General features: G+C 69.8%; 19 protein-coding genes. 12 read left to right on the forward strand and 7 right to left on the reverse strand.

Going from position 1 to position 22,297, the window contains the following annotated elements:
• The first annotated feature begins 19 nt into the window (after positions 1-19).
• Entirely contained in the window at positions 20-1,462 is a 1,443-nt protein-coding gene (locus J7E87_RS05145) for an acyl-CoA synthetase (protein ID WP_215090326.1), read from the forward strand.
• Entirely contained in the window at positions 1,455-2,888 is a 1,434-nt protein-coding gene (locus J7E87_RS05150; protein ID WP_215090328.1) for a carboxyl transferase domain-containing protein, read from the forward strand. The genes J7E87_RS05145 and J7E87_RS05150 overlap by 8 nt, the downstream gene beginning before the upstream one ends.
• 89 nt (positions 2,889-2,977) lie before the next feature.
• Here J7E87_RS05150 and J7E87_RS05155 read toward each other — a convergent pair whose 3' ends face one another.
• A complete protein-coding gene (locus J7E87_RS05155) occupies positions 2,978-3,772 on the reverse strand; it encodes a TIGR03943 family protein (RefSeq protein ID WP_215090331.1) in 795 nt (264 codons plus the stop codon).
• Positions 3,769-4,806, reverse strand: a complete 1,038-nt coding sequence (locus tag J7E87_RS05160; protein ID WP_215090339.1) for a permease — start codon at positions 4,804-4,806, stop codon at positions 3,769-3,771. Before J7E87_RS05160 ends, J7E87_RS05155 begins: the two co-directional genes overlap by 4 nt.
• Positions 4,807-5,005: 199 nt before the next feature.
• Here J7E87_RS05160 and J7E87_RS05165 point away from each other — a divergent pair, with 199 nt between their 5' ends.
• Entirely contained in the window at positions 5,006-5,302 is a 297-nt protein-coding gene (locus J7E87_RS05165) for a hypothetical protein (RefSeq protein ID WP_215090341.1), read from the forward strand.
• A gap of 95 nt (positions 5,303-5,397) precedes the next feature.
• The gene (locus J7E87_RS05170; protein WP_215090342.1) at positions 5,398-6,219 is read left to right on the forward strand and encodes an alpha/beta fold hydrolase; all 822 of its coding nucleotides are present in this window, start codon (positions 5,398-5,400) and stop codon (positions 6,217-6,219) included.
• Positions 6,220-6,258: 39 nt separating this feature from the next.
• Here the strand turns inward: J7E87_RS05170 and J7E87_RS05175 are convergent, their stop codons facing one another.
• Both J7E87_RS05175 and J7E87_RS05180 read right to left on the reverse strand, forming a co-directional pair.
• Positions 6,259-7,611, reverse strand: a complete 1,353-nt coding sequence (locus tag J7E87_RS05175; RefSeq protein WP_215090344.1) for a cytochrome P450 — start codon at positions 7,609-7,611, stop codon at positions 6,259-6,261.
• Between the two features lie 64 nt (positions 7,612-7,675).
• The gene (locus J7E87_RS05180) at positions 7,676-8,152 is read right to left on the reverse strand and encodes a Dps family protein (RefSeq protein WP_215090346.1); all 477 of its coding nucleotides are present in this window, start codon (positions 8,150-8,152) and stop codon (positions 7,676-7,678) included.
• A gap of 334 nt (positions 8,153-8,486) precedes the next feature.
• Here J7E87_RS05180 and J7E87_RS05185 point away from each other — a divergent pair, with 334 nt between their 5' ends.
• Both J7E87_RS05185 and J7E87_RS05190 read left to right on the forward strand, forming a co-directional pair.
• Positions 8,487-8,912, forward strand: a complete 426-nt coding sequence (locus J7E87_RS05185) for a CBS domain-containing protein (RefSeq protein WP_215090349.1) — start codon at positions 8,487-8,489, stop codon at positions 8,910-8,912.
• Positions 8,913-8,916: 4 nt separating this feature from the next.
• The gene (locus J7E87_RS05190) at positions 8,917-9,453 is read left to right on the forward strand and encodes a type 1 glutamine amidotransferase domain-containing protein (protein ID WP_215090351.1); all 537 of its coding nucleotides are present in this window, start codon (positions 8,917-8,919) and stop codon (positions 9,451-9,453) included.
• A gap of 6 nt (positions 9,454-9,459) precedes the next feature.
• On the opposite strand, the gene J7E87_RS05195 is transcribed toward J7E87_RS05190, so the two are convergent.
• Positions 9,460-9,708 (reverse strand): DUF6158 family protein, encoded by a 249-nt coding sequence (locus J7E87_RS05195; protein WP_215090354.1) that lies wholly within the window; start codon positions 9,706-9,708, stop codon positions 9,460-9,462.
• Between the two features lie 289 nt (positions 9,709-9,997).
• On the opposite strand from J7E87_RS05195, the gene J7E87_RS05200 reads away from it, so the two are divergent.
• Both J7E87_RS05200 and J7E87_RS05205 read left to right on the forward strand, forming a co-directional pair.
• Complete coding sequence (locus J7E87_RS05200; RefSeq protein WP_215090356.1) at positions 9,998-11,548, forward strand: FAD-dependent oxidoreductase; 1,551 nt, start codon at positions 9,998-10,000, stop codon at positions 11,546-11,548.
• Between the two features lie 65 nt (positions 11,549-11,613).
• Positions 11,614-12,162, forward strand: a complete 549-nt coding sequence (locus J7E87_RS05205) for a cysteine hydrolase family protein (protein WP_215090358.1) — start codon at positions 11,614-11,616, stop codon at positions 12,160-12,162.
• Positions 12,163-12,188: 26 nt separating this feature from the next.
• Here J7E87_RS05205 and J7E87_RS05210 read toward each other — a convergent pair whose 3' ends face one another.
• Positions 12,189-15,473, reverse strand: coding sequence for a GH92 family glycosyl hydrolase (locus tag J7E87_RS05210; protein ID WP_215090360.1), 3,285 nt, complete (start codon positions 15,471-15,473; stop codon positions 12,189-12,191).
• A gap of 431 nt (positions 15,474-15,904) precedes the next feature.
• Here J7E87_RS05210 and J7E87_RS05215 point away from each other — a divergent pair, with 431 nt between their 5' ends.
• From J7E87_RS05215 to J7E87_RS05225, 3 genes are all read left to right on the forward strand, one after another.
• Positions 15,905-16,861 carry a hypothetical protein gene (locus J7E87_RS05215; protein ID WP_215090362.1) on the forward strand — a complete coding sequence of 319 codons (957 nt, stop codon included), beginning with the start codon at positions 15,905-15,907 and terminating at the stop codon, positions 16,859-16,861.
• A gap of 154 nt (positions 16,862-17,015) precedes the next feature.
• Positions 17,016-18,467 carry an amino acid permease gene (locus J7E87_RS05220; protein WP_215090364.1) on the forward strand — a complete coding sequence of 484 codons (1,452 nt, stop codon included), beginning with the start codon at positions 17,016-17,018 and terminating at the stop codon, positions 18,465-18,467.
• A gap of 95 nt (positions 18,468-18,562) precedes the next feature.
• Complete coding sequence (locus J7E87_RS05225) at positions 18,563-19,486, forward strand: GNAT family N-acetyltransferase (protein ID WP_215090366.1); 924 nt, start codon at positions 18,563-18,565, stop codon at positions 19,484-19,486.
• Between the two features lie 47 nt (positions 19,487-19,533).
• Here J7E87_RS05225 and J7E87_RS05230 read toward each other — a convergent pair whose 3' ends face one another.
• Positions 19,534-20,811 carry a DUF6777 domain-containing protein gene (locus J7E87_RS05230; protein ID WP_215090368.1) on the reverse strand — a complete coding sequence of 426 codons (1,278 nt, stop codon included), beginning with the start codon at positions 20,809-20,811 and terminating at the stop codon, positions 19,534-19,536.
• Positions 20,812-21,013: 202 nt separating this feature from the next.
• Here J7E87_RS05230 and J7E87_RS05235 point away from each other — a divergent pair, with 202 nt between their 5' ends.
• Positions 21,014-22,282: a streptophobe family protein gene (locus J7E87_RS05235; RefSeq protein ID WP_215090370.1), complete on the forward strand. Its 1,269-nt coding sequence runs from the start codon at positions 21,014-21,016 to the stop codon at positions 22,280-22,282.
• Positions 22,283-22,297 lie beyond the last annotated feature (15 nt).

The raw sequence follows: 22,297 nt of genomic DNA on the forward strand, positions 1-22,297 counted from the left end.
ACAGCAAGGAGAACGACGCGTGTCCCCTCTCTTCCCCGCCCTCGCCGCGGGGTCGCCGCTGCCCGCCCTCCGGTTCGGCGAGCGGTCCCTGACCCACGCCGAACTGGCCGCGGCGGCAGGCTCGCTGGCCGCCCGGATCACCGACGCGCGAAGGGTCGCGGTCTGGGCGACGCCCACCCTGGAGACGGCGGTCGGCGTGGTGGCCGCGCTGCTGGCGGGTGTGCCCGCGGTACCGCTCAACCCGAAGACCGGCGAGCGCGAGCTGGCGCACATCGTCGGGGACAGCGCGCCCTCACTCGTACTGGCGGAGCCGGGCGCAGAACTGCCCCCGGCGCTCGGCGCCTTGCCGCGTACGGACATCGAGACCACCGGGGCTCGGGCGCCGCTGGCGCCCGAGCCGTCCGACGAGGCGCCCGCCCTCATCGTCTACACCTCGGGCACCACGGGCCCGCCCAAGGGCGCCGTGCTGCCGCGCCGCGCCATCACCGCCACCCTGGACGCCCTTGAGGACGCCTGGCAGTGGACCGCCGACGATGTCCTCGTCCACGCCCTGCCGCTCTTCCACGTCCATGGGCTGATCCTCGGCGTCCTTGGACCGCTGCGCCGCGGCGGCTCGGTGCGGCATCTGGGACGGTTCAGCACGGACGGCGTGGCGTGCGAGCTGGAGTCGGGTGCCACGATGCTGTTCGGCGTGCCGACGATGTATCACCGGATCGCCGAGGCACTTCCCGGCGATCCGCGGCTCGCGAAGGCCCTGGCCGGGGCCCGGCTGCTGGTCTCCGGCTCGGCCGCGCTGCCCGTGCACGACCATGAGCGGATCGCCGCGGCGACCGGCCGCACAGTCATCGAGCGGTACGGCATGACCGAGACGCTGATGCTGTGCTCGTCCCGGTGGACGCCTCCGGACACCCGGCCGTCCCCGTCGGCCGGCGGCGAGCCGCGGCCAGGCACGGTCGGCCTGCCCCTCAGGGGAGTTGAGCTGCGGCTGGTCGACGAGAGCGACGGAATCGGCGAGATCCAGGTGCGCGGGCCGAACCTTTTCACGGAGTATCTCAACCGGCCCGACGCGACCGCGGCGGCCTTCGACGGGGACTGGTTCCGTACGGGGGACATGGCGAGCCTCGACGCCGACGGGTGTGTCCGGATCGTCGGCCGCAAGGCGACCGACCTCATCAAGAGCGGCGGCTACAAGATCGGCGCGGGCGAGATCGAGAATGTGCTGCTCGACCACCCCGGCGTACGGGAGGCGGCGGTGACCGGGGAGCCGGACGCGGACCTGGGCGAACGGATCGTCGCCTGGATCGTGCCGGCCGACCCGTCCTCGCCACCCGCGCCCAACGAGCTGTCCGCCCATGTCGCAGCCCAGCTCGCCCCGCACAAACGCCCCCGTGACGTGCGCTTTCTCGACGCCCTGCCGCGCAACGACATGGGCAAGGTCATGAAGCGAGCCCTGAATGGCTGACCGACTCACGGCCCGCGACGCCATCGCCCGGGTGGCATCCGGCTTCACCGAACTGCCCGTCCCCGAGGGCATGTCCGCCCCCGACGGCCCCATCGCCTGGCAGGGATACGACGAGCAGCGCGCCCGCGCCGCGAGACGCACCGGCGAACAGGAGTCGGTCGTCTGCGGCACCGGTCTGGTCGGGGCCACCGAAGCGGTGCTGATCTCCTTCGAGTTCGGCTTTCTGGGCGGTTCGCTTGGCGAGCAGACCGGCGACAGGCTGGAGGCGGCGTACACGCATGCGCGAGAGCGACGGCTGCCCGTCGTCTCGCTGATCGCGACCGGCGGCAGCCGGATGCAGGAGGGGATGCGCGCGCTGGCCCAACTCCAGCGCGTGGCACGGCAGTCCGCACTGACCCGCGCGGCCGGGCTGCCGCAGGTCGCGGTGGTGCGCGACCCGACGACGGGCGGCGGCTGGGCGACGCTGGGCGCGGGCGCGGACGTGATCCTGGCGCTGCCCGGCGCCCAGATCGGCTTCGCCGGCTCGCGCGTACGCCCGCCGGAGGCGGACCCGCATGCGTACACCGCTGAGGCGCAATGGGCGGCGGGCCATGTAGACGCGGTGGTGCGGCTCGAGGAGCTGCCCGGGACGCTTGCACGGTGGCTGAGGCTGCTGACCGGCGGATCCCCGACGCCACTGCCCGCCGCGTCGGACGCCGCCGGGCGGCCGCCGGCCGCAGACCACGCCGCCGAGTCCAGGCGCTCCCTCCAGCCCGCGCCGCCGCCCCGTGCCCTGGGCCGTGCCGGACTCCCCGCCACCGGCTGGGACGCGGTGCTCCAGGCCCGTTCCCCCCGCCGGCCCCGCGCCGCCGCCTGTCTCGACGCGTACTTCGAGACCCGCGAATCGATCAGCGGCGACCGCTGCGGAGGTGTGGACCGTGGGATGCTCTGCGGCTTCGGCCTGTATGAGGGCCGCACCATCGCGTACGCCGCTCAATGCGGCACCCCCACACTTCCGGCCGGCTACCGCACCGCGGCCCGGCTGATCCGTCTCGCCGACCGGCTGTCCGTCCCGGTGCTCACCCTGATCGACACACCGGGCGCCGCCAATGACGCCGACGCGGAACGTGCCGGAGCGGGCGCCGCCATCGCGGACCTGTTCGGCGCCGTGGCCACCGCCCGCGTGCCGGTCACCACCCTGCTGATCGGCGAGGGCGGCTCCGGTGGCGCGCTCGCGCTCGCAGCACCCCACAACACCTGGGTCACGCCCGACAGTTACTTCTCGGTCATAGCCCCGGAGCAGGCCGCCGCGATCCTCAAACGCGGGCCCGAGGCGACTCGTGCGACGGCCGATCAGCTTCGCCTGCGCCCGCAGGACCTCGTGGACCTGGGCATCGCACGCGGCATCGTGCCCGCACCGCCCCCGGAGGAGGAATCCAGCCCGTGAGCTCTTGGCCCTGATTGAGCCCGCCGGCGCTGTGCCGGCGGGCGACAGCCCGTCCTTCGTGCCGGCCGGGCCGGACACCCGGAGTCGCTTCAACCAGCCTCAGGTGAGACCGAGTTGGAGACCGGCACCCGGTCCAGGTAAGGGCTGGGAGGCGGTGGGATCCGCTGAAGCGAGGTCACGTCGAGGGCGATGGCCGCAGAGGCCGTGCCCAGCGTTCCCTCCGGGTGCCAGGTGCCGGTCACCTTCACCCACGTGTCGGCAGGAGGCGCCTTCACACCGTGCATCGTGACCGTCAGGGACTGGGAGTCCGCGGCGCAACAGGCCACCAGCAGCCGGGTCAGATCCCATGCGCCGCCCTTGCCGGGTGTGACGAACCCTGCCAGAAGCACGCTGCGCCCCATGAGGCTCTGCCGATCGTCCTGCTGCGCCCGTGCGATGAACTCCGTCAGCGAGAGCGGCGCCGGACCGCGCGACGGCAGGGGTTCGAAGCGTGAATAGTCCTCGACGACTTTGGCGTTGTCGCGCGCGGCGGTGTACGAGCCGAGCGCCGGCGGTGCGAAGAACAGCAGGGCGAGCGTGGGCAGGAGCAACAGCCAGGCGATACGCGGACCGTGGCTGTGGTCGTGTCCGTGCCCCTCATGCCCCTCGTGTGCGTACGCAGCTTCGCTGCGGTGCGCGTCGCCCGAGCGGCGCCTCTCGGCGCAGGGGAGTCCGTCGCGTACCGCGCCGATCAGGCCGAGACCGACCAGGGCGACGCCGGAGACGATGAGGAAGGGCTGCAGGCCTTCCTTGACGTAGCGCAGACAGATGTCGCTGAACAGGGAGACGCGCAGTACCCCCGCCCCGGTGAGCAGGAGCAGCGCTGCCTGGACGGTCCGCTTCACAGCAGCCACCACCCGGTGAGTGCGCTGCATACGACTGCCGTCACCGCTGTGGCCGTTGAGAACCGCACGGCGAAGGCCCGGCCGAAAGTTCCCGCCTGCAGAGCGATCAGCTTGAGGTCGACCATCGGGCCCACCACCATGAACGCCAGCCTGGCGGTGGGGGAGAAGCCGGTCAGTGAGGCGGCGACGAAGGCGTCCGCCTCCGAGCAGACGGCCAGAACGACGGCCAGGCCGGCGAGGAAGAGCACCGACAGCCAGGCCGATCCGGAGAAGGTCTCGAGTACCGAGCGCGGCACGGTGACGTTGAATGTCGCGGCCGCCATGGCGCCGAGCACCAGGAATCCGCCGGCGTGCAGGAAGTCATGCTGGAAGCCCAGCCGGAACTCCTCCCATCGGCTGTGCCCGTCCTTGTGGCCGGTATGCCGGGGCGGCATCCGCAGCCAGTCCGAGCGTCCGAGCTTCAGCCACATCCAGCCCATGGCGGCGGACGTGGCCAACGAAGCGGTCAGGCGGGCGGCGACCATCTCCGGACTGCCGGGGAACGCAACGGCCGTGGACGCCAGCACGATCGGATTGACGGCAGGCGCCGAAAGGAGGAACGCGAAGGCGGCAGCCGGTGTGACACCGCGCCGGATCAGGCTCCCGGCGACCGGCACCGACGCGCATTCGCAGCCCGGCAGTACGACGCCGGCGGCGCTCGCCACCGGCACCGCGAGCGCGGGGTTGCGCGGCAGTATCCGGCTGAACGCATGAGCCGGTACGAAGGCGTTGACGGCGCCGGAGATCACAGTGCCCAGCAGGAGGAACGGCAGAGCCTGCACGGCGATGGCGACGCAGATCGTCTGCCATGCGCGGAAGCCGGGGTGCGTCAGCCACTGGTCGGCGTCGAACAGTCGGCCGAGTGCGACGAGAAGAAGCAGGGAGAGCGCGCCGACGACGACAGCGGAGCGTCCGAGGCGGTGATGCGCGTGATGGACCGGGGCAACAACCTGTTCGCTCTGCGGCCGGTCCGTCAGTTCTTCCGTGTTGTGCATGTCTGCTCCGGTTGTCCGTGACAGAGCATCACGATAATCAGCACTTCGGTCCGGACCGGGCACGTCGCGACGCGAACATACGACCGGGTGACCCCTCGCGTGTTAGGGGCTGCAGTGCGTCTCACGGAAGGGGAGAATTGAGCCAGTGGCGCAAAACGTTCGATCGCAGCTGGGCTCCGAAAGGCAACCAGGGAATCTGATGACTACTGCACACGCCCCTCATCCCAATCACGTACACCAGCACAGTGCGGGCTGCGGCCATGTCGCGCTCCCGCACGGCGACCATGTGGACTACGCCCACGACGGACACTTCCACCGAGTCCATGACGACCATGTGGACGAGTGCGAGCCCGGCGGGCACACCACGCACGGCGACCACGCGCACCAGCACGGCGAGGGATGTGGACACGTGGCGGTGCCCCACGGGGACCACATCGACTATCTCCACGACGGTCACCGGCACGCCGGCCACGACGGGCACTGGGACGACCACTGACAGAGCGCTCGACGGGGGGCCCTGATGTCCTGGCCCGACGCCCCGAGACGGTCGCCGAGGCCAATGCCCGTCCGGAAACGAGAGGAGCAGGACCTATGAGCAGCTTTACCACCACCGACGGCACCGACATCTACTACAAGGACTGGGGCAGCGGACAGCCCGTCGTCTTCAGCCACGGCTGGCCGCTGAACGCCGACGCCTGGGACGATCAGCTGCGTCTCGTCGCCGAGAGCGGGTTTCGCGCCGTCGCCCACGACCGGCGAGGACACGGCCGCTCGGGGCAGCCCTGGCAGGGCAACGACATGGACACCTACGCCGACGACCTCGCCCAGCTGATCGAGAAGCTCGGTCTCAACGAGGTCGTACTGGTCGGGCATTCGACCGGCGGCGGCGAGGTGGCCCGCTACATCGGCCGGCACGGCACCGCCCGCGTCGCCAAGGCCGTACTCCTCGGCGCCGTACCGCCGCTGATGCTGAAGACCGACGCCAATCCCGAGGGGCTGCCGCTGGAGGTCTTCGAGGGGATCCGGGCCGGGGTGGCGGCCGACCGGTCGCAGTTCTACCAGGATCTGAGCGCTTCCTTCTACGGCGCCAACCGGCCGGGCTCCAAGGTCTCCAAGGGCACCCGGGACGCGTTCTGGCTGCAGAGTATGCAGGTCGGTTCGAAGGCCGCGTACGACTGCGTCAAGCAGTTCTCGGAGACCGACTTCACCGAGGATCTGAAGCGCATCGACGTCCCCACCCTCATCGCGCACGGCGACGACGACCAGATCGTGCCCATCAAGGCCGCCGCCCACAAGTCCGTACAGCTGGTCAAGGACGCCACGCTCAAGGTCTACCCGGGCGCGCCGCACGGTCTGACGGGCGACTACGAGCAGGCATTCACCAACGACCTGCTCGCCTTCCTCAAAGCCTGACCGACGTCGCAGGGGACATCGCGGCGCACATCGCGCGGCTCACCCGGGTCGGTGCACGGACAGGACGAAGCCACTGCGGGGGCGGGTCGGCATACGGCGCAGTGGGATCGTCATGTCCTGCTGCGGGACGAGGTAGTTCATCGACGCGAGTCGCGTCGCCAGAGCCTGCAGAAGAGCGACGGTGATGTCCTCGCCCGGACAGCGGTGGCCCGTCGCGGCCTCATCGCCGCCCTGGGGGATGAGCTCGTCGCTCGCCGGGGTACTGCCCAGGAAGCGCGACGGGTCGAAGGCGTAGGGGTCGCTCCACAACTCGGGGTCGTGGTTGTTTCCGTAGATGTCCAGGAGGACGACCGAGTCCGCGGGGATAGTGGTGCCGTGCCACTGAAGGTCTTCGGCAGCGAGACCGCCCACGAACGGTACGAACGGATAGAAGCGGCGTACCTCGTGGGCGAAGGCCTCCGCGTACGCGGGGTCGCCCTTGCGCAGCGCCTCCCCGAGGTGCGGCCAGCGGTGCAGCGCGTGAGCGGCGAAGGTCACGAACCAGGCCACCGCGACCGTGGGGCGGATGATGTTGAGCACCTCGACCGCCGCGGTGTGCGTGTCGAGCAGATCCCCGGCCTCATCGCGGTGCAGTGCCACGGATTCGAGCGCCGAGCGGCCGCGTTCCGCTTCCCCTTCGCAGGCCTGCTCCTTCTCCCGTACGTTCTCGATCAGCGTCCCCAGCCATCCCTCCTCGCGGGCGCGCGCGTGACGTGCTCGCCAGTGGCGCGGGCCGGCGGTGGCGAATCCGTCGACCATGGCCACGAGGTCGGCCGCCAGTCGGCGCACCTCGTCGTCTGCGTGGTCACCGGCCTCGGGGCCGTCCCGGCCGTCCGGGCCGTCAGGACCATCGGGCTCGTCACGGAGGGGAATCCCGGCCCAGGCGCACACCGCGCGGGTGATGACCCGGCTCGACTCGGTGAAGAGTTCGATCCGGGGCCGCTCGGCCCATGAGCCGGCCGCGCGGTCCCACTCCGACAGGGCGCGCTCCACCAGCGCGGCGACCGCGTTTTCGTCCTTAAAAAGCGAGAGGAACAGCGCCTTGCGTGCCCCGTGCGCCTGGCCGTCGAGCGTGTGGACCGCGCCGTGGCCGAAGAGCGTGTCGAGGACTGGCCCCGGAAGCGCCGAGCGCCGCTTCACATGCTGTTCGTCGTAGAAGAACCGCACGGCCTCACGACCATGAACCGCGGTCGTGGGCCGCCCCAGCAACCGTGTCCGGACCGGCTTGTCCCCGGTGCGCCGCCTGAGGTCGGGCAGCCAGGCGTAGCCGTGGGTCCACAAGGACAGGGTGCTGTCGAGAACAATTCCCTCGTGTCCCTGGTCTCCCTGGTGGTGCCCCTGGCGTCGGTTCATACGGTGGCGAGTGCCCGTTCCGCTCTGATCCACGCAGGCTCGGGACGGCCGCCGCCGACCGTCGTCAGAGCGGTGAGTTCTCAGCCTGGAACATCCAGCGCTGCTTCTCCAGCGAGGCCGTGATCTGGATGAGCAGATCCTGGGTCACCAGATCTGCCTTCTCCGTCGCGGCGATGCGGTCGCGCAGCCGTACGACCGCTTCCTCCAAGGCCTCGACCAGCAGGGACACGACTTCGGTGTCCTGGAGCCAGCCCTCCTTGGGTTCGGCCACCGAGCCGGTCCCGGCGACAGTCTCGGCGCGCCCGTCCGGGGAGATGCCCAGTGCCGCCGCGCGCTCCGCGACGGTGTCCGCGTAGGAGCGTGCCGAGGCGACCACTTCGTCGAGCTGGAGGTGGATGCTGCGAAAACGCGGGCCCACGACGTTCCAGTGCGCCTGCTTGGCCATGAGCGAGAGCCCGAGCAGGTCGACGAGGGTGCCCTGAAGCGCGTCCCCGGTGACCTGACGTGCAGGTTCGGGAAGGGTGCTCTTCAAAACCGTCATGTTGCTTCTCTCCTTGTGTCGTGCTTCGTGTTGTGCGCCGTACGGATCTGACGGATGTCCCGCGGCCGGCGATGGCCGCGGATACGCCTCGGGCGCGGACCACTGTCCGCGCCCAAAGCTCTGTACTTCATCCCATGGCCGCTCGGCCGGTTCAACGAGTCCCCGGCCCCGGCGCCTTCAAACGCGGAGCACTCGGACCTTGAATTGTTTTCCCCTCTGTTGATTTCCCAGGCATGGGGTGGCCTGCCCGGGGTACTTCAGGCGGGGTCTCACAGTCTCCGACCCAAGAGCGCCCAAGAGCGCCGAAAAGCCTAGGGAGAGCGGGCGAGCAGCCATGGCACAGTTCGTGAGGGAAGTCATGACCTTCGGAGTGGTGGCTGTACGGCCTGACGCTTCGCTGGTCGAAGCGGCCCGGCTGATGCGCGCCCAGGACATCGGAGACGTACTGGTCGCCGACGGCGACCGGCTGATCGGAGTCATCACCGACCGTGACATCGCAGTGCGGGTGATCGCGGACGGCAACGACCCGCTGACCGTCAGCGTCGGGGCGGTGTGTACGCGCGACCCGGTGTGCGTCGGCCCCGACGACGGGGTCGCGGCCGCGGCCAGACTGATGCGCAGCCGTGCGGTACGTCGGCTGCCTGTGGTGGAGGACGGCCGTCCGGTCGGCGTGGTCAGTATCGGAGATATCGCTGTCTCGGAGAACCCGGACTCGGCGCTCGCCGAGATCAGCCTGGCGAACCCGAACAATGAGGGGTGATCACATGTGGGTCGCATTTCTGACGGCACCCGAAGGCGTGGAGCAGATTGAACTCACCGACCCGTGGGAGGCGGTCACCAACACCGGGGACACACCCCGGCTGATCTCGACCAAGCCCGGCCGGGTGCAGGCCTTCAACCACCTCGACAAGGCGGACACCTTTCCGGTCGACGTGACGGTCGCCGACGCGAGCGTGGACGAGTACGGCGGCCTCGTGCTGCCCGGCGGGGTGGCCAACCCCGACGCGCTGCGCCTTGACGAGCGGGCGGTGGCGTTCGTACGGGAATTCTTCGAGGCGGGCAAGCCGGTGGCGGCGATCTGCCATGCGCCGTGGACGCTCGTCGAAGCGGACGTGGTGCGGGGCCGGACGCTGACCTCGTGGCCCAGCCTGCGCACAGACATCCGCAACGCGGGAGGCGAGTGGGTCGACGAGCAGGTGAAGATCTGCGATGCCGGCCCGAACGTCCTGATCACGAGCCGGAAGCCGGCCGACTTGAAGGCGTTCGACACCGCTTTCACGGCGGAGTTCGCGAAGAGCTGACGCTTTTCACTCCTCCCGGGCGCGGGCACCGGCCCGCGTCCTGCCCGGCGTCACCGGACGCTGCGGATGACGGCGCAGATACTCGGCCTCCAACTGGGCCATCCGGATGTTGTGGGCATTGAGCGCGGCAGCCGAGCCGTGCAGCAAGGTGTCGTGGCGACTGCGGTGGATGGTTTCGAGTTCGCGCAGCAAATCATGATCGTCGAGACGGGCCGGGTCGATTCCCTGATCCGGGTTCTCCTCAGTCGCTGACATGGGCTGTCCCTTTCCGTTCCGGCGGATGCGCAGTGTGACTCATGGTCTTCCGGGTACTCGCAGGGACGCAGTACCCGGCCATTGCGGGAGAAATTCATGCAACTAGCATTTCTTGCACCTCTCTCTGAGCGTTTCGGTCCCCGTGCCGCCCCCGCCGCAACAGCCGAGGGCATGCCGGCCCTGGCCGGCGCCGCGCCCGGGCACCCGATCGCCGAGCTGTTCATACGGCCCGAGGAGGCGGACGCGCACCACGAAGCCCGGGTGGGCCACTGGAGGTCGAGGAGGAGACATGGCTGAACAGCGCCCGACTGTTGACGAGTCGTACTGGATGACCACGACGCCAGGCACGGGCTATCCGCCCATCGGCGCGGACGCGACCGCGGACGTGGCCGTCATCGGAGCAGGCATCGCCGGTCTCTGCACCGCCTGGGACCTGGTCCGGGCAGGCCTGGACGTCGTGGTTCTGGAGGCCGACCGGATCGCCGCGGGCGTGACCGGCTACACCACGGCCAAGCTCACCGCCCTGCACGGTCTGGCCTACGCGCGGCTGGAGGCCCAGCGCGGCGCCGACGCCGCCGCGCTGTACGCGCTCTCGCAGCAGGACGCGGTCGACCGGACAGCCGCACTCTGCGCCGACCTCGGCATCGACGCCGACCTGGAGCGCGCCCCCGCCCACACCTACGTGGAGGATCCGCGGCGAGCGGACGAGATCAAGGCCGAGGCGGAGGCCGCCGGGCGGGCAGGACTCGACGCGTCGTACGTGACCGAGACGGAACTCGCCTTCCCGGTGGCCGCCGCGGTGCGCGTCGAGAATCAACTCCAGTTCCACCCACGGAAGTTCCTGCTGGCCCTGGCCGAGCGAATCACCGAAGCGGGAGGCCGCATCCATGAGCGCACCCGCGTCACCGGGCTCCACGACGGCAGCCGCTGCCGCGTGACCACTGAGAACGGGGCGTCGGTCGAGGCGCGCGACACGGTCATCGCGACGCACTACCCGATCTTCGACCGCACGATGCTCTTCACCCGGCTCAAGCCCCGACGCGAACTGGTGGTCGCGGCACCGGTGCCGTCCCAAACCGCCCCCACCGGCATGTACTTCAGCCCCGAGGACACGGTGCGGTCCGTGCGCAGCGCACCCTACGACGCGACGCGGCGGCTGCTGATCGTCACCGGGGAGTCGTTCGAGCCGGGAGCGGGCGGTGTGAGAGAGCGGTTCGTGCGCCTCGACGCCTGGGCGCGACAGCGGCTTGTGGGCTTCGCCGACGCGGACGTGACGTATCGATGGGCGGCGCAGGACAACGACTCGAGCGACCATCTGCCGTACGTCGGACACGCCCACCCCGGGACACAACACGTCTATGTGGCCACGGGCTTCGGCGGCTGGGGCATGAGCAACGGGGTGATGGCAGGCCGGTTGCTCACGGCCCACATCGCGGGCGGCGGCCGGCCGACGTGGACCGAGCTGTACGACCCTCGAAGGCTGCCCCAGGTGCGTGAGACGGCCCAGCTCGCACGGTTCCAGACCGCTGTCGCCAAACACTTCGTCGGTGACCGCCTGCACACCAGCCACGTCGACTCGGTGACCGACATCCCGCCCGGCAGCGGAGCCGTCGTGCGGTTGAAGGGACGGCGGTGCGCCGTTTACCGCGACGAGGCGGGACACGCCAGTGCGCTCTCCGCACGCTGTACGCACCTGGGCTGCCTGGTGCAGTTCAACGATGCCGAGCGGACCTGGGAATGCCCCTGCCACGGCTCCCGCTTCGGCACGGACGGGTCGGTGCTGCACGGCCCGGCCACCCGGCCCCTGGAGCCTCGTGAGGTGCCGGGCTCCGACGACTAGGGCCCCGGCCAGGCCGGCGCCCTGCCGAGCGGTGACCGGCCTGGGGGAGTGCGACGATGGTGCATATGGGAAAGAAAGCACTCATTGTCATCGACATGATCAACACCTATGAGCATGCCGACGCCCAGCTGCTGCTTCCTTCGGTCTCCAAGATCGTGCCCGCTGTCGTCCAGTTGCTGGAACGCGCCCGCGCGCACGAGGTTCCCGTGATCTATGTGAACGACAATTTCGGCGAGTGGAGATCTCATCACGGCGAGATCCTCGAGACCGCGCTTGCGAGCCGCCACGCCGATCTGGTCGAACCGATCCGGCCCGATGAAGAATCACTCTTCGTGGTCAAGGCGCGGCATTCGATCTTCTACGAGACGCCCCTCTCCTATCTGCTCGGACAACTGGGAATCGACCATGTGATTCTTTGCGGGCAGGTGACCGAGCAGTGCGTGCTGTACTCCGCCCTGGACGCACACATCCGCCATCTGCACGTGACCGTGGCCGAGGATGCCGTCGCGCACATACACGCCGATCTGGCGGACGCCGCGCTGCGGATGATGCAGCGCAATATGGGAGCGGAGATCACGGCGGGCGACGCCGTCCACTTCGCAGCGGAGAGCTGAACGGGCTTCCCCCGGGCCGGAGTTCATCACCTCAGTGTGATCGCGTACACCTCGACCCGGGGATCGTCCGGCAGCGTCAAGGAGCGCACTGTCTTCGTCCCGTCGAGCCGCGCCGTGTCGCCGAACAGCCGTACGGAGGGCCCGTCGACGCCCTGTCCGTCCTTGATGCGGTGCGGCATGTCGAGGACGACAGTGCTGCCGGACGGCGTCGAACCGGCCCAGTCGCCGATCGTGACCGGCACGTCCGCGCTGCTGCCGTCTGCGTAGCGGACGCTCACGGTGGTGGCCACCGGCCCGTTGTGGGAGGCGGCGACCAGATGCAGTGAGGAGCGGGCGGCGGCAGGGAGAAGCAGCGCCTGGCCGCGGGCCTCGATGAAGTTCGGAACTGTCCCCGACGGGTCGGGCGCGTGGTAGGTGACGCCGTTGAAGGCGACAGCCCCGGCCTTCGGCAGCAGATCGGCGTCGTAACTCCAGCCCATACCGTCGAAGTTGCCCTCGCCGGACCGGTCCTTCGTGGCAGTGCCGTCATGGTTCACGGCACCCGCCAGGTCCACGGCGCACTCGTCCTTCCCACTGCCCGCGCAGTTCGCGGCGGCCCTCACCTCCACCGTGGCCGTACGGACGACCGCCTGCATGCCCTCGGCCGAGGCGGTCACCCGGACTGGGTACGAGCCGACCGCGGTGCCCGCCGGGACTGTCACCGCGAGCGGGACCGTCGTCTGCACCGGCAGCCGGCCGGACTTGAGCGTGACGGACGAGGGCGTCTTCAGAGCCCACCCGGCGGGAACCTTCGCCGCGACGGACACCCGCACTTCGCCCGGTGACTGGGCCAGCACATCCACAGCCAGATGCGCGGTCTGCACGCTCCCGCCCGTCGGCACGGCGTCCGAGGCGGTACGCAGCGACGCGTCGAGGTGCCGGCGCCGGTCGGCTCCGGCCGCCGCGTCGACGGACGGCGGCTCGGCGCTCTTGCCCGCGCCCCACGAGGACGGTTCGGTCCCGAGCCGGTGGGCCAGCCGCCCGCCGTGCGCGATGGCGTCCCAGTCCAGCCAAGTGGCCCTGAGATCACGGCCGTTGAGTGCCACGGACTGGACGTAGCGCCGGTCGTCGCTCGCCCCGGGGGCGGTGATGTTCAGCGTGCCGCCCTGCTTGCCGCCGTACTGCCCGACCCGGACGGTCGCCGACTCGAACTGCGGGCTGGACAGGGCAAGGAAGTCCGCGCCGCTCATCGTCGGGTACAGACCGAGCGAGGAGAAGACGTACCAGGCCGACATCGTGCCCAGATCGTCGTTGCCGGTCATGCCGTCCGGGCCGTTGGTGAAGAGCGTCATCGCCGCCCGTGTGACGGTCGCGGTCTTCGCGGGCGCGCCGGCCCACAGATACATGTACGGGGCGTGCAGATCCGGCTCGTTGTTGGGGTTGTAGGTGGGCTTGCCGTAGTAGTCGTACGGCTGGGAGATCCAGTCGTTGCGCGCGGTGCCCGCGGGGTCCGTGAGCAGTTTGTCGTGGACGAAGAAGGAATCGAGCCGCTTCTCGGCGGCCTTCCTGCCACCCATCAGACCTACAAGGCCCGCCGGGTCCTGCGGCACCAGCCACTGATACTGGTGGGCGCCGCCCTCGTGGAACTGGTGGCCGGCCTCCACCGGGTCGTACGGCGTCACCCAGGTGCCCTGCGTCGTACGGGGGCGGAACTGGCCGATCGAGGAGTCCCACAGGTTGCGGTACCACTGGCCGCGCGCGGCGAGCATCGCGGCGTCCGCCCGATGACCGAGCCCTTCGGCCATCAGGGCCAGCGAGGCGTCGGCGGCCGCGTACTCCAATGTGGCCGAGACCGGGTGGTTGCAGTCGTTGTCGCCGCCCTTGTCGGCGCAGTCCTCACCCAGGCCGAGACCCGAGGGGATATAGCCGCGCTCGCTGTAGAAGTGCACGCCCGAGCGGCCGTTGTACGGGGAGTGCGCGGGCGGGGTACTGGTGGCGTTCTTCTTCAGCAGCGCGTACGCCTCTTCCTCGTGCCCGGCCAACATCCCCTTCGACCAGGCCTCGACGAGGAAAGGTGTCACCGGATCACCGGTCATGATGTTGGTCTCGCTGTTGGCGAGCGCCCAGCGGGGCAGCCAGCCGCCGTCCTTGCCGATGGCGACCACGGACAGCGCCACATCGCGGGCGACGCCGGGCTCAAGGAGTTCCAGGAGCTGGTTCTGCGGCCGGTAGGTGTCCCACAGGGAGAGGTTCTGATACGGCGTGAAGCCCTCGGCCGTATGGGGTTTGCGGTCGAAGCCGACGTAGCGGCCGTCCACGTCGCCCGCCAGGTTCGGGTGCAGCTGCGCGTGGTAGAGCGCGGTGTAGAACGCGCTCTGCCGGTCCCGCGAACCGCCGCTGATCCGGATCGAACCGAGCTGCTCCTCCCATGTGCGGTGCAGGGCCGCTCGGGTGGCATCGAAGTCGTATGAATCCTTCGTCTCCGCCGCCAGGTTCTTCCGGGCCCCTTCCACGCCGGTGTATGACAGGCCGACCTTCACCACGACGTCCTTGTCGGCGTTCGCGTCGAAGGTCACCCAGGCGCCGTTTCCGCCCTCGCCCGCTGCGTCGCGGCCGCCGGGCTCGGGGGTCGAACCGCGCCACGTGCCATGGGTCTTGAACGGCCGGTCGAAGGTGGCCGTGAAGTAGACGGTGTGGTCGTCCTTGCCGGCGCAGAAGTTGCCCGCGTGTACCCGGCCCTCGACGGTGCGGTCGCCGACGACGTGCACCTCGGAGTCGTGGACCTTCTGGTTGGCCTTGCCGGTGTTGAACAGGACGTTGGCGGCGCCGGTGGACGGGAAGGTGTAGCGCTGCCAGCCGGTTCGCCGCGTCGCGGTCAGCTCCGCGTCGATGCCGTATGTCTTGAGGCCCACCCGGTAGTAGCCGGGTTCGGCCTTCTCGTCGCCGTGCGAGTACTCCGAGCGGTAGTCGTCGGGGTTCACCCGGTCGACCGCGCCGGTGGTCGGCATTATCGGCAACTCACCCGCGACACCGCAGCCGACGCCGGAGAGGTGGGTCTGGCTGAAGCCGTGGATCTTGTTCTGCTGATAGTCGTAGCCTCCCTGGCCGCCGGTGTCGGGACTGACCTGGACCATGCCGAAGGGGGCGCTCGCGCCGGGGAAGGTGTTGCCGAAGTTCTGCGTGCCGACGAAGGGGTTGACCAGGTCGGTCGCGCCGGCCGCGGGCGCGGCCCCGGCGGCCTGGGCGCCCGGGCCGGTCAGGCCGCCGGCCAGCAGGGCGGCGACCACCAGCCGAGCCGCTCTCGTACGTATCCGACCGGCTGTCCGTCGCATATGTGCGCACCCCTTGCTGACAACGTTGTCTGACCGGGCTCGGGAAAGATGTCATGGCGGTGCGAAGCCTGTCAACGGCCCGGTCACGAGCCGCTCTCCGCCGAGCGGGTGCGGACGGAGAAGGCCCGCGCGCGAGCGGCGGGTTATGTTCCGTCATTCAACCAACCGGGAATCCGCGTGGATGCCTCGCGAAGAAATGCATATGCCAAGCCGCGCTCATCGCCGTGTGGTTCGGAAACAGCTTCGCCGACGCCGATGTCCGCGCGCCTAAATGAGTGGGAACCAGATATTCCGGACCGCCGTTTTCGCTGCCACTTGATGGTGAGTAGGGTGTGCTCGCTGCCGGTGGATCTACGGATGTGTTCCGGCTGAATTCTGCCTGGCCAGAATATGTGCATGGGTCGCGTCGACTGCGGGAACGGGAGGAGTTCGTGGCTGCTGGCTCGTTCGAGGGGCAGTATGTGTGGCATCCGGCTGCCGACGACCGCCAGTTGGCCCGAGCCTGTATGGACGTGAAGGCGGGTCGATACCTCGGCGCACACGAAGCACTCAAGGATGCTCGCGATGATTTCGAGGTGCGGGCCCATCGGTCGCTGGTGCTGGCCTCCGAAGCGGCGGACTCCGATCTCGCCGAGCGATGGCTGTCCGAGGAGCGGAGCCCCGAGGCGGCCCTGCTCTGGGCGCGGGTGGCGATGCTCAGGGCATTACGGATGGCCGACGCCCATGACCGACGGGCAGGCACTCTCGTAGGCATCGCGCAGACTGCGTGCGAGCGGGCGGCGCGGCTGCTGCCCGGTGACCCCACGCCATGGGTGGCCCAATTGGCGCTCTCCCGGCTTCGGCGGCCCCGGGACCCCGCGCCGCAGGGGCTGTTGACCGCGCCGCCCGGCCCCTGGCAGCTGTTCGCCCACATACTCCGGCTCGACCCCTGGCACCGCGAGGCGCACCACCGGTTTCTGGCCTTCTTCTTCACCCGCCACGGCGGGACGGCGAGCGCGCGGTGGGACGTCGCCTCGTTCCTCGGCCACCGGGCGCCGGCCTCCTCGCCACTGCGGCTGCTGCCGCTCGTCGCCCTCGTGGAGGACTACGACGCCTCCGCTCTGCTTGCAGACCGCACCTGGGAGCAGTCCCAGTGGCTGGCAACGGCCATGGGCAGCTACAACCACTGGTTGCCGAAGGTGGCCGGTTATCGCTTCACCCCCGTCCTCGACCTGTCGTATCTGGCGCACGCGCTGTACATGGCGAAGCGCGAATTCGAGGCGCGGGAAGTCCTCACGGCAATGGGTCCGTATGCCTCCCGGATGCCCTGGAGCGCGTTCGGCGCCCCTGGGGAGCAGCTGACCAGAGCGAGACGGTCGTGCGGACTCCCGACCCCCAGCGCCGCCTGAATTTCCACCGATGTCCCCACCGCTCTCAGTCCCACCGTCCGCACGCCCCATCAGAAAGGTTGCGGTTGTGTCCGAGCGCACATCTGTCACTCGCTCGAAATCCGGTCGCCATGCAGATCCCGTCACCCTCGACGATGACGCGACACTGCATGCCATGGGATACCCGCGGAAACTCACCCGGCGATTCCGCGCGTTCGACAATTTCGCCATCTCGTTCACCATCATCAACATCATCTCGGGAATCTTCTCCGCATTCGGTTTCGGGATGGGAGCGGGCGGACCGCGAATTCTCATCTTCGGCTGGATAGGCGTATCGGTCATGGTGCTGTTCGTCGGCGCCGCGATGGGCGAGATCGCCTCCGCCTATCCGACCAGCGGCGCGCTGTACTTCTCCGCCGGCAAGCTCGCCAAACGGCATCGCGGCGCGTGGTCCTGGTACACCGGCTGGCTGAACTTCGTCGGCCAGGTGGGCGGAACGGCCGCCACCGGCTACGCCGCCGCCACTTTCATCCAGGCGTTCATCGCGATGCAGTGGCCGAGCTACGAGGTGACGGCGCAGCGCACCGTCCTCATCACGGCGGTGATCCTGCTGATCCAGGCGCTGGCCAACACCTACACCGTGCAGCTGGTCGCGCTGGTGAACCGGATCTCCGTGTGGTGGCTGCTGATCGGCATGGTGGTGATCGTCGTCGCTCTGACGGCGGTGCCCGACCACCACCAGCCGGCGTCGTTCATGACCCACTTCGTGAACAACACCGGTTTCAGCAACGGCATTTATGCCGCGATGCTGGGTCTGCTCGTCACCAGCTGGACCTTCACCGGGTTCGACGGCAGCTTTCACATGTCCGAGGAGACCGTTAAGGCGACCGTCAACACGCCGAAGGGCATCATGCGGGCCATCGCCTGCTCCGCGGGCGCCGGTCTGATCCTCATGCTCGCCCTCGTGTACGCGATCCGGGACTACGCCGCCACCGCGAGCTCGGCCGCGCCGCCGGTGCAGATTCTCATCGATGGCCTTGGCGTGGGCACCGCAAAACTGCTCCTGCTGATCGTGATCGGCGCCATGCTGTTCTGCGGCCTCGCCAACATGACGAGCAATACCCGCCAGATCTTCGCCTTCTCCCGCGACGGGGCGATGCCCGGCTCCCGTTGGTGGCATTCGGTGTCCCTGCGCACCCGTACGCCCGTCAAGGCGGTATGGCTCGCGGCGGCCTGCCCCCTGGTGCTGATCATTCCGGCCTGGTGGTCCCACACCGCCTTCACCGCGATTGTGAGCGTCAATGTCGTCGGCCTCTACCTCGCCTACGGTGTGCCCATTTTCCTGCGGCTGCGGCTGAACGACTTCGAGCCGGGTCCATGGAACCTGGGCCGGTACGGCAAGTTGGTCGCGGGAGTCGCGGTGACCTGGATCGTGATCAGTAGTGTGCTGTTCATGCTGCCCCAGGTCTCTCCGATCACCTCCATCACGTTCAACTACGCGCCGATCGCACTGGGAGTGGTACTGCTCATCGCCACGGTGTGGTGGTTCGCCACCGCCCGCCGCCGCTTCCAGGGGCCGGTCAGTTACGGCAGCCCCGACGAAGTCGCCGCCATGGACCTGATCTGACCGGCGCGGCAACCACCATCAGGCCGCATGGCACGGCCGCACCCGCCACCTTCTGAAAGCCATCTGAAAGCCATCTGAAAGGACGCACAGACGGTATGAACCCCCTTGGCGAAGCCCCCCGGCCACACTCCACCAATGAGCGCGCGGCCGGGAACCCTCCCGGCGGCCCCGGTGAACTCACCGTCACCGGCGCCTCGTTGGACGAATGGCATCAAGTGGCTGAGTGGGCCGCCGGGGAAGGATGGAATCCCGGCCGCGGCGACGTGGCCTGCTTCCATCCCACCGACCCCGCGGGCTTCTTCATCGGACGCCTGGGCACCCGGCCGGTCTCGGCCGTCTCCATCGTCAGGTACTCCGATCGGTACGCGTTCCTCGGCTACTACCTGGTCCATCCCGACCATCGCGGGCAGGGCATTGGACTCGCCACCTGGCGCGCGGCCTTCCCGCACGCCGGGACCCGCACCGTCGGCCTGGACGCGGTGCCCGCGCAGCAAGCCACCTACGGACGCGCCGGGTTCAAGTCCGCCAACGACACCATTCGTTACAGCGGGCGCCCGGAGCGGTCCGGCACTTCGGCGGCCGGGGCCGGGGTCGTGCCCGTCGCCCCGGAGCACATCGACGCGATCGCGGCGTACGACGGACAGTGCTTCCCCGCCCAGCGGCCCGCCTTCGTCAGCCGCTGGCTGACCGCTGCCGGTCACATCGCGTACGCCCGTCTGCGGGAGGGACGCATCAGCGGCTACGGCGTGATCCGACCGGCGCTCGAGGGCCTTCGCATCGGACCCCTGTTCGCCGACACCCCCGAGGACGCCGAAGCCCTATTCGACGCCCTCAGCGCCCACGCCGGCCCGGAGGACGAGGTCACCATCGACATTCCCGAAACCCAGCAGGCCTCCGGCGCACTCGTCACGGCACGCGGTCTCGAAGCCCGCTGGCACACCGTGCGCATGTACACCGGCCCGGTCCCCGCGGTCCGGGCCGAGCGCGTCTACGGCGTCACCACACTCGAACTCGGCTGAGGAGCCCGCCTGGGACACCTGCCACTGAGTCCGCCTCTAGTACTCCACTAGTACTCCACCGAGGCGGGAGACGACGAGGACGAGTCCCGAGCGGCATCGGAGTCCACGGGCAGGCTCGATGCGCTGGAGGCCATGGTCTCGGAGGCGGGCGTATCGGCCGGTGGCGGCGCAGGCGCCGAGTTGTCCGACTGCGGTGGCGGCTCGGGTTCGGGCGGCTTCGAGGTGGGCGGCTCGGGCGACGGGGATTTCGGCGCCGGGGACTTGGGTGACGGGGATTTCGGCGCCGGGGACTTCGTGGACGGCGGCGACTTGGTCGGGGGCTCGCCGGACGGAGAGGTCGTGTGCGGGGAGGGGGAGTGGGGCGGCTTGGGCCGGGGCGGCGGCGGGACCTTCTTGTCGTGGCGGCCCTGCTGGTCACCCTGCTTCCGTTCGAACCAGTCGTCGCGGTGCGGGTCGTAGACGACGAAGACGTCGATCACCGTGGCGGAGGGCTGTACCTGCACCACCTTCGTCGGCTGGAATCCGGGCCACGTGGGGCCCGTCAGCCGGACGTTGCCCTCCACCTTGACGGGCGGTTTCAGCGGATTGCCGCATGCGCAGCGCACGCGCGGGACGCCGTGGTCGTCGACCAGGACGGCCGTACCGGCCTGCAGCACCGACTGATACGCGCTGGGGGCGCCGTCCTTGTAGCGGTGGTTGGTGACCCTGGTGTCATAGCTCAGCCGAAGGGGGGTCAGCGACCGCAGATACCCGGGCACCTGGGAGGGGCTGAGGCCCAGGGCAGAGGCGAACGCGCTGTTCTTGGCCGGGTCCGCGGACAGATAGCTGATCTGTTTCTCGATGTCGCAGCTGGCTACCCGCTGCGTCCCGCCGTAGACGCCGGCGTCCGAACCACGCAGGTTCGTCGTCGGCGGGGCGGGCGGTTCCCCGGTGGGGGCCTCTTCGACCGTCGACGGTGGCGTGAACGGAGCTTCGCCCGACGAATTGACGGGGTCCCTGACGATCTCTTCGGCCGCGACCGCGCCTTGTCCCCCTGGGCGGGTGAAGACGATGGCCAGCACCACAGCTGCGACCACCGCGATGGCGATCGTCGCGATTCTGGGGACCGATCGCCACCAGGGGCGCTGGGGGCCCTCGCCGGAGTCCTGCGCCGGGCCGCCGCCGCCCGGCCCGTCCGATCCTCCGCCGCCCGATCCGCCGCCGCTCGGCGGCCCCGTCGGGGGGCCAGGTGGGGGCGTGGGCCGGGTGGGACGGTCCTGTGACTGGCCCGAGAGCGGGCCTGACGGAGGTCCTGTGGGGCGTTCGGGCGGCGGTTGGGCACTCACGGGCTCTTCTTCCCAGCGTAGGAATCATTCAGCGCAGGAAACTCGGGCACAGGAATGTCGGTGAATGCGGATTAAAGCGAAAAAGATCCGTAGTTCCCGCATACCGCACCTATTGTGTGCCGCGCACCCGCACGGCCCGCAAGCCGACGCGGTCGGCCCTCCCAGCGGGCGCAGCGCCGGGCCCCTGCTTAGCGTGGCAAGAGTGAGCCAGCAGCAGACCAGCGACCGGGGGCGCGCGACGCGCGTCTCCCACGGGTGGGGCGAGGCCCTCGTCGCGGTGCTGGCCGGGCTGGTCGCCATGGTCGTCACCGCCGCCCTCGGCCTGTGGGCGGCCGGCGCGGCCGATCTGCCCGGGGGAGCTTTCTGGCCCGTCGTCGCGGCGGTCGTCGTCATGGCGGCCGGCGGCTGCGTCGAACTCTCCGGAGACGCCGGCTTGATCGCCGGCACCAACGCCGACCTCACCGTGCTGCCGCTCTCCGTCACCCTCGCCGGAGCGCTGGTCATCGCCGCCGGATTTCTCCGTCCCCTACGGCACCGAGCCGTCGCCGGCGGCCGTGAACTCGCCGGCTGGGCCGCCAGGTTGGCCGTGCTGTGGGTGCTGGCTCTCATCGGCCTCTCGCTCCTGGCCCGCCACAGCTTCGACATCCCGCTCGGGGAGGGGACGATCGCCGACATCGGCGATCTGCTGGACGCCTCCCCCACGGTCGGGTTCCGCGCCGACATCCCGATCACCCTCGTCTTCGGCCTGCTGTGGCTGGCGGGTCTGCTGTTCCTCGCGCTGCTCGTATCGCGCAAGGCTCCGCTGCCCGCGCGCCTCGTGCGCTTCCAGGAGTCGGTGCGCCCGGCCGCGTTCGCCATGGTCGTGCTGCTTCTCGCCTACGTCGTACTGGGCCTGGTCGTCGCACTCGTCGTCGCGGCGACCCGCGGCCATGTCACGGAGACCTTCGCCGTGATCCTGCTCGGGCTGCCGAACCTCGTCTGGCTCGCGCTGACGCTCGGTCTGGGCGCCACCTGGGAGGGGAGGGCGGACGGCCCGTTCGGGCTGCCCATGCCGCAGGTCCTGGACTCGGTGCTGCGCACGCCCGAGGACTCCACCCTCAACCTCAGCACGCTCACCGACTACGACGGGCGGTACTGGTGGCTGCTCGTCGCCGCGGCGGTGCTGCTCCTGGGCGCCGCGTTCGTCATGGCGGTCCGCTCACCTGCCCGGATGCGGCCCTGGCAGCACGCCGTACACATGGCGGTCGCGCTCACCCTCACGGTCCTGATGATCTGCCTCGTAGTCCAGATCTCGGCGCACGTCGGCCTGTCCCTGCTGGGCCTCGGCGACCTCGGCGGCGACCTGGCGGGAGTGGTGACGCTGCGGCCGCACCTGTGGTCGGCGCTCGGCCTGGCGGTGGTGTGGGGGCTCGTCACCGGCTTCCTCGGCAGCCTGCTCGCCTCGCGGGTACGCCGCCGGGGCGAGGTCTGACCAGGGAGGGCCAGC

It is taken from the genome of Streptomyces sp. ISL-1, assembly GCF_018614585.1.
Lineage (GTDB): Bacteria > Actinomycetota > Actinomycetes > Streptomycetales > Streptomycetaceae > Streptomyces > Streptomyces maoxianensis.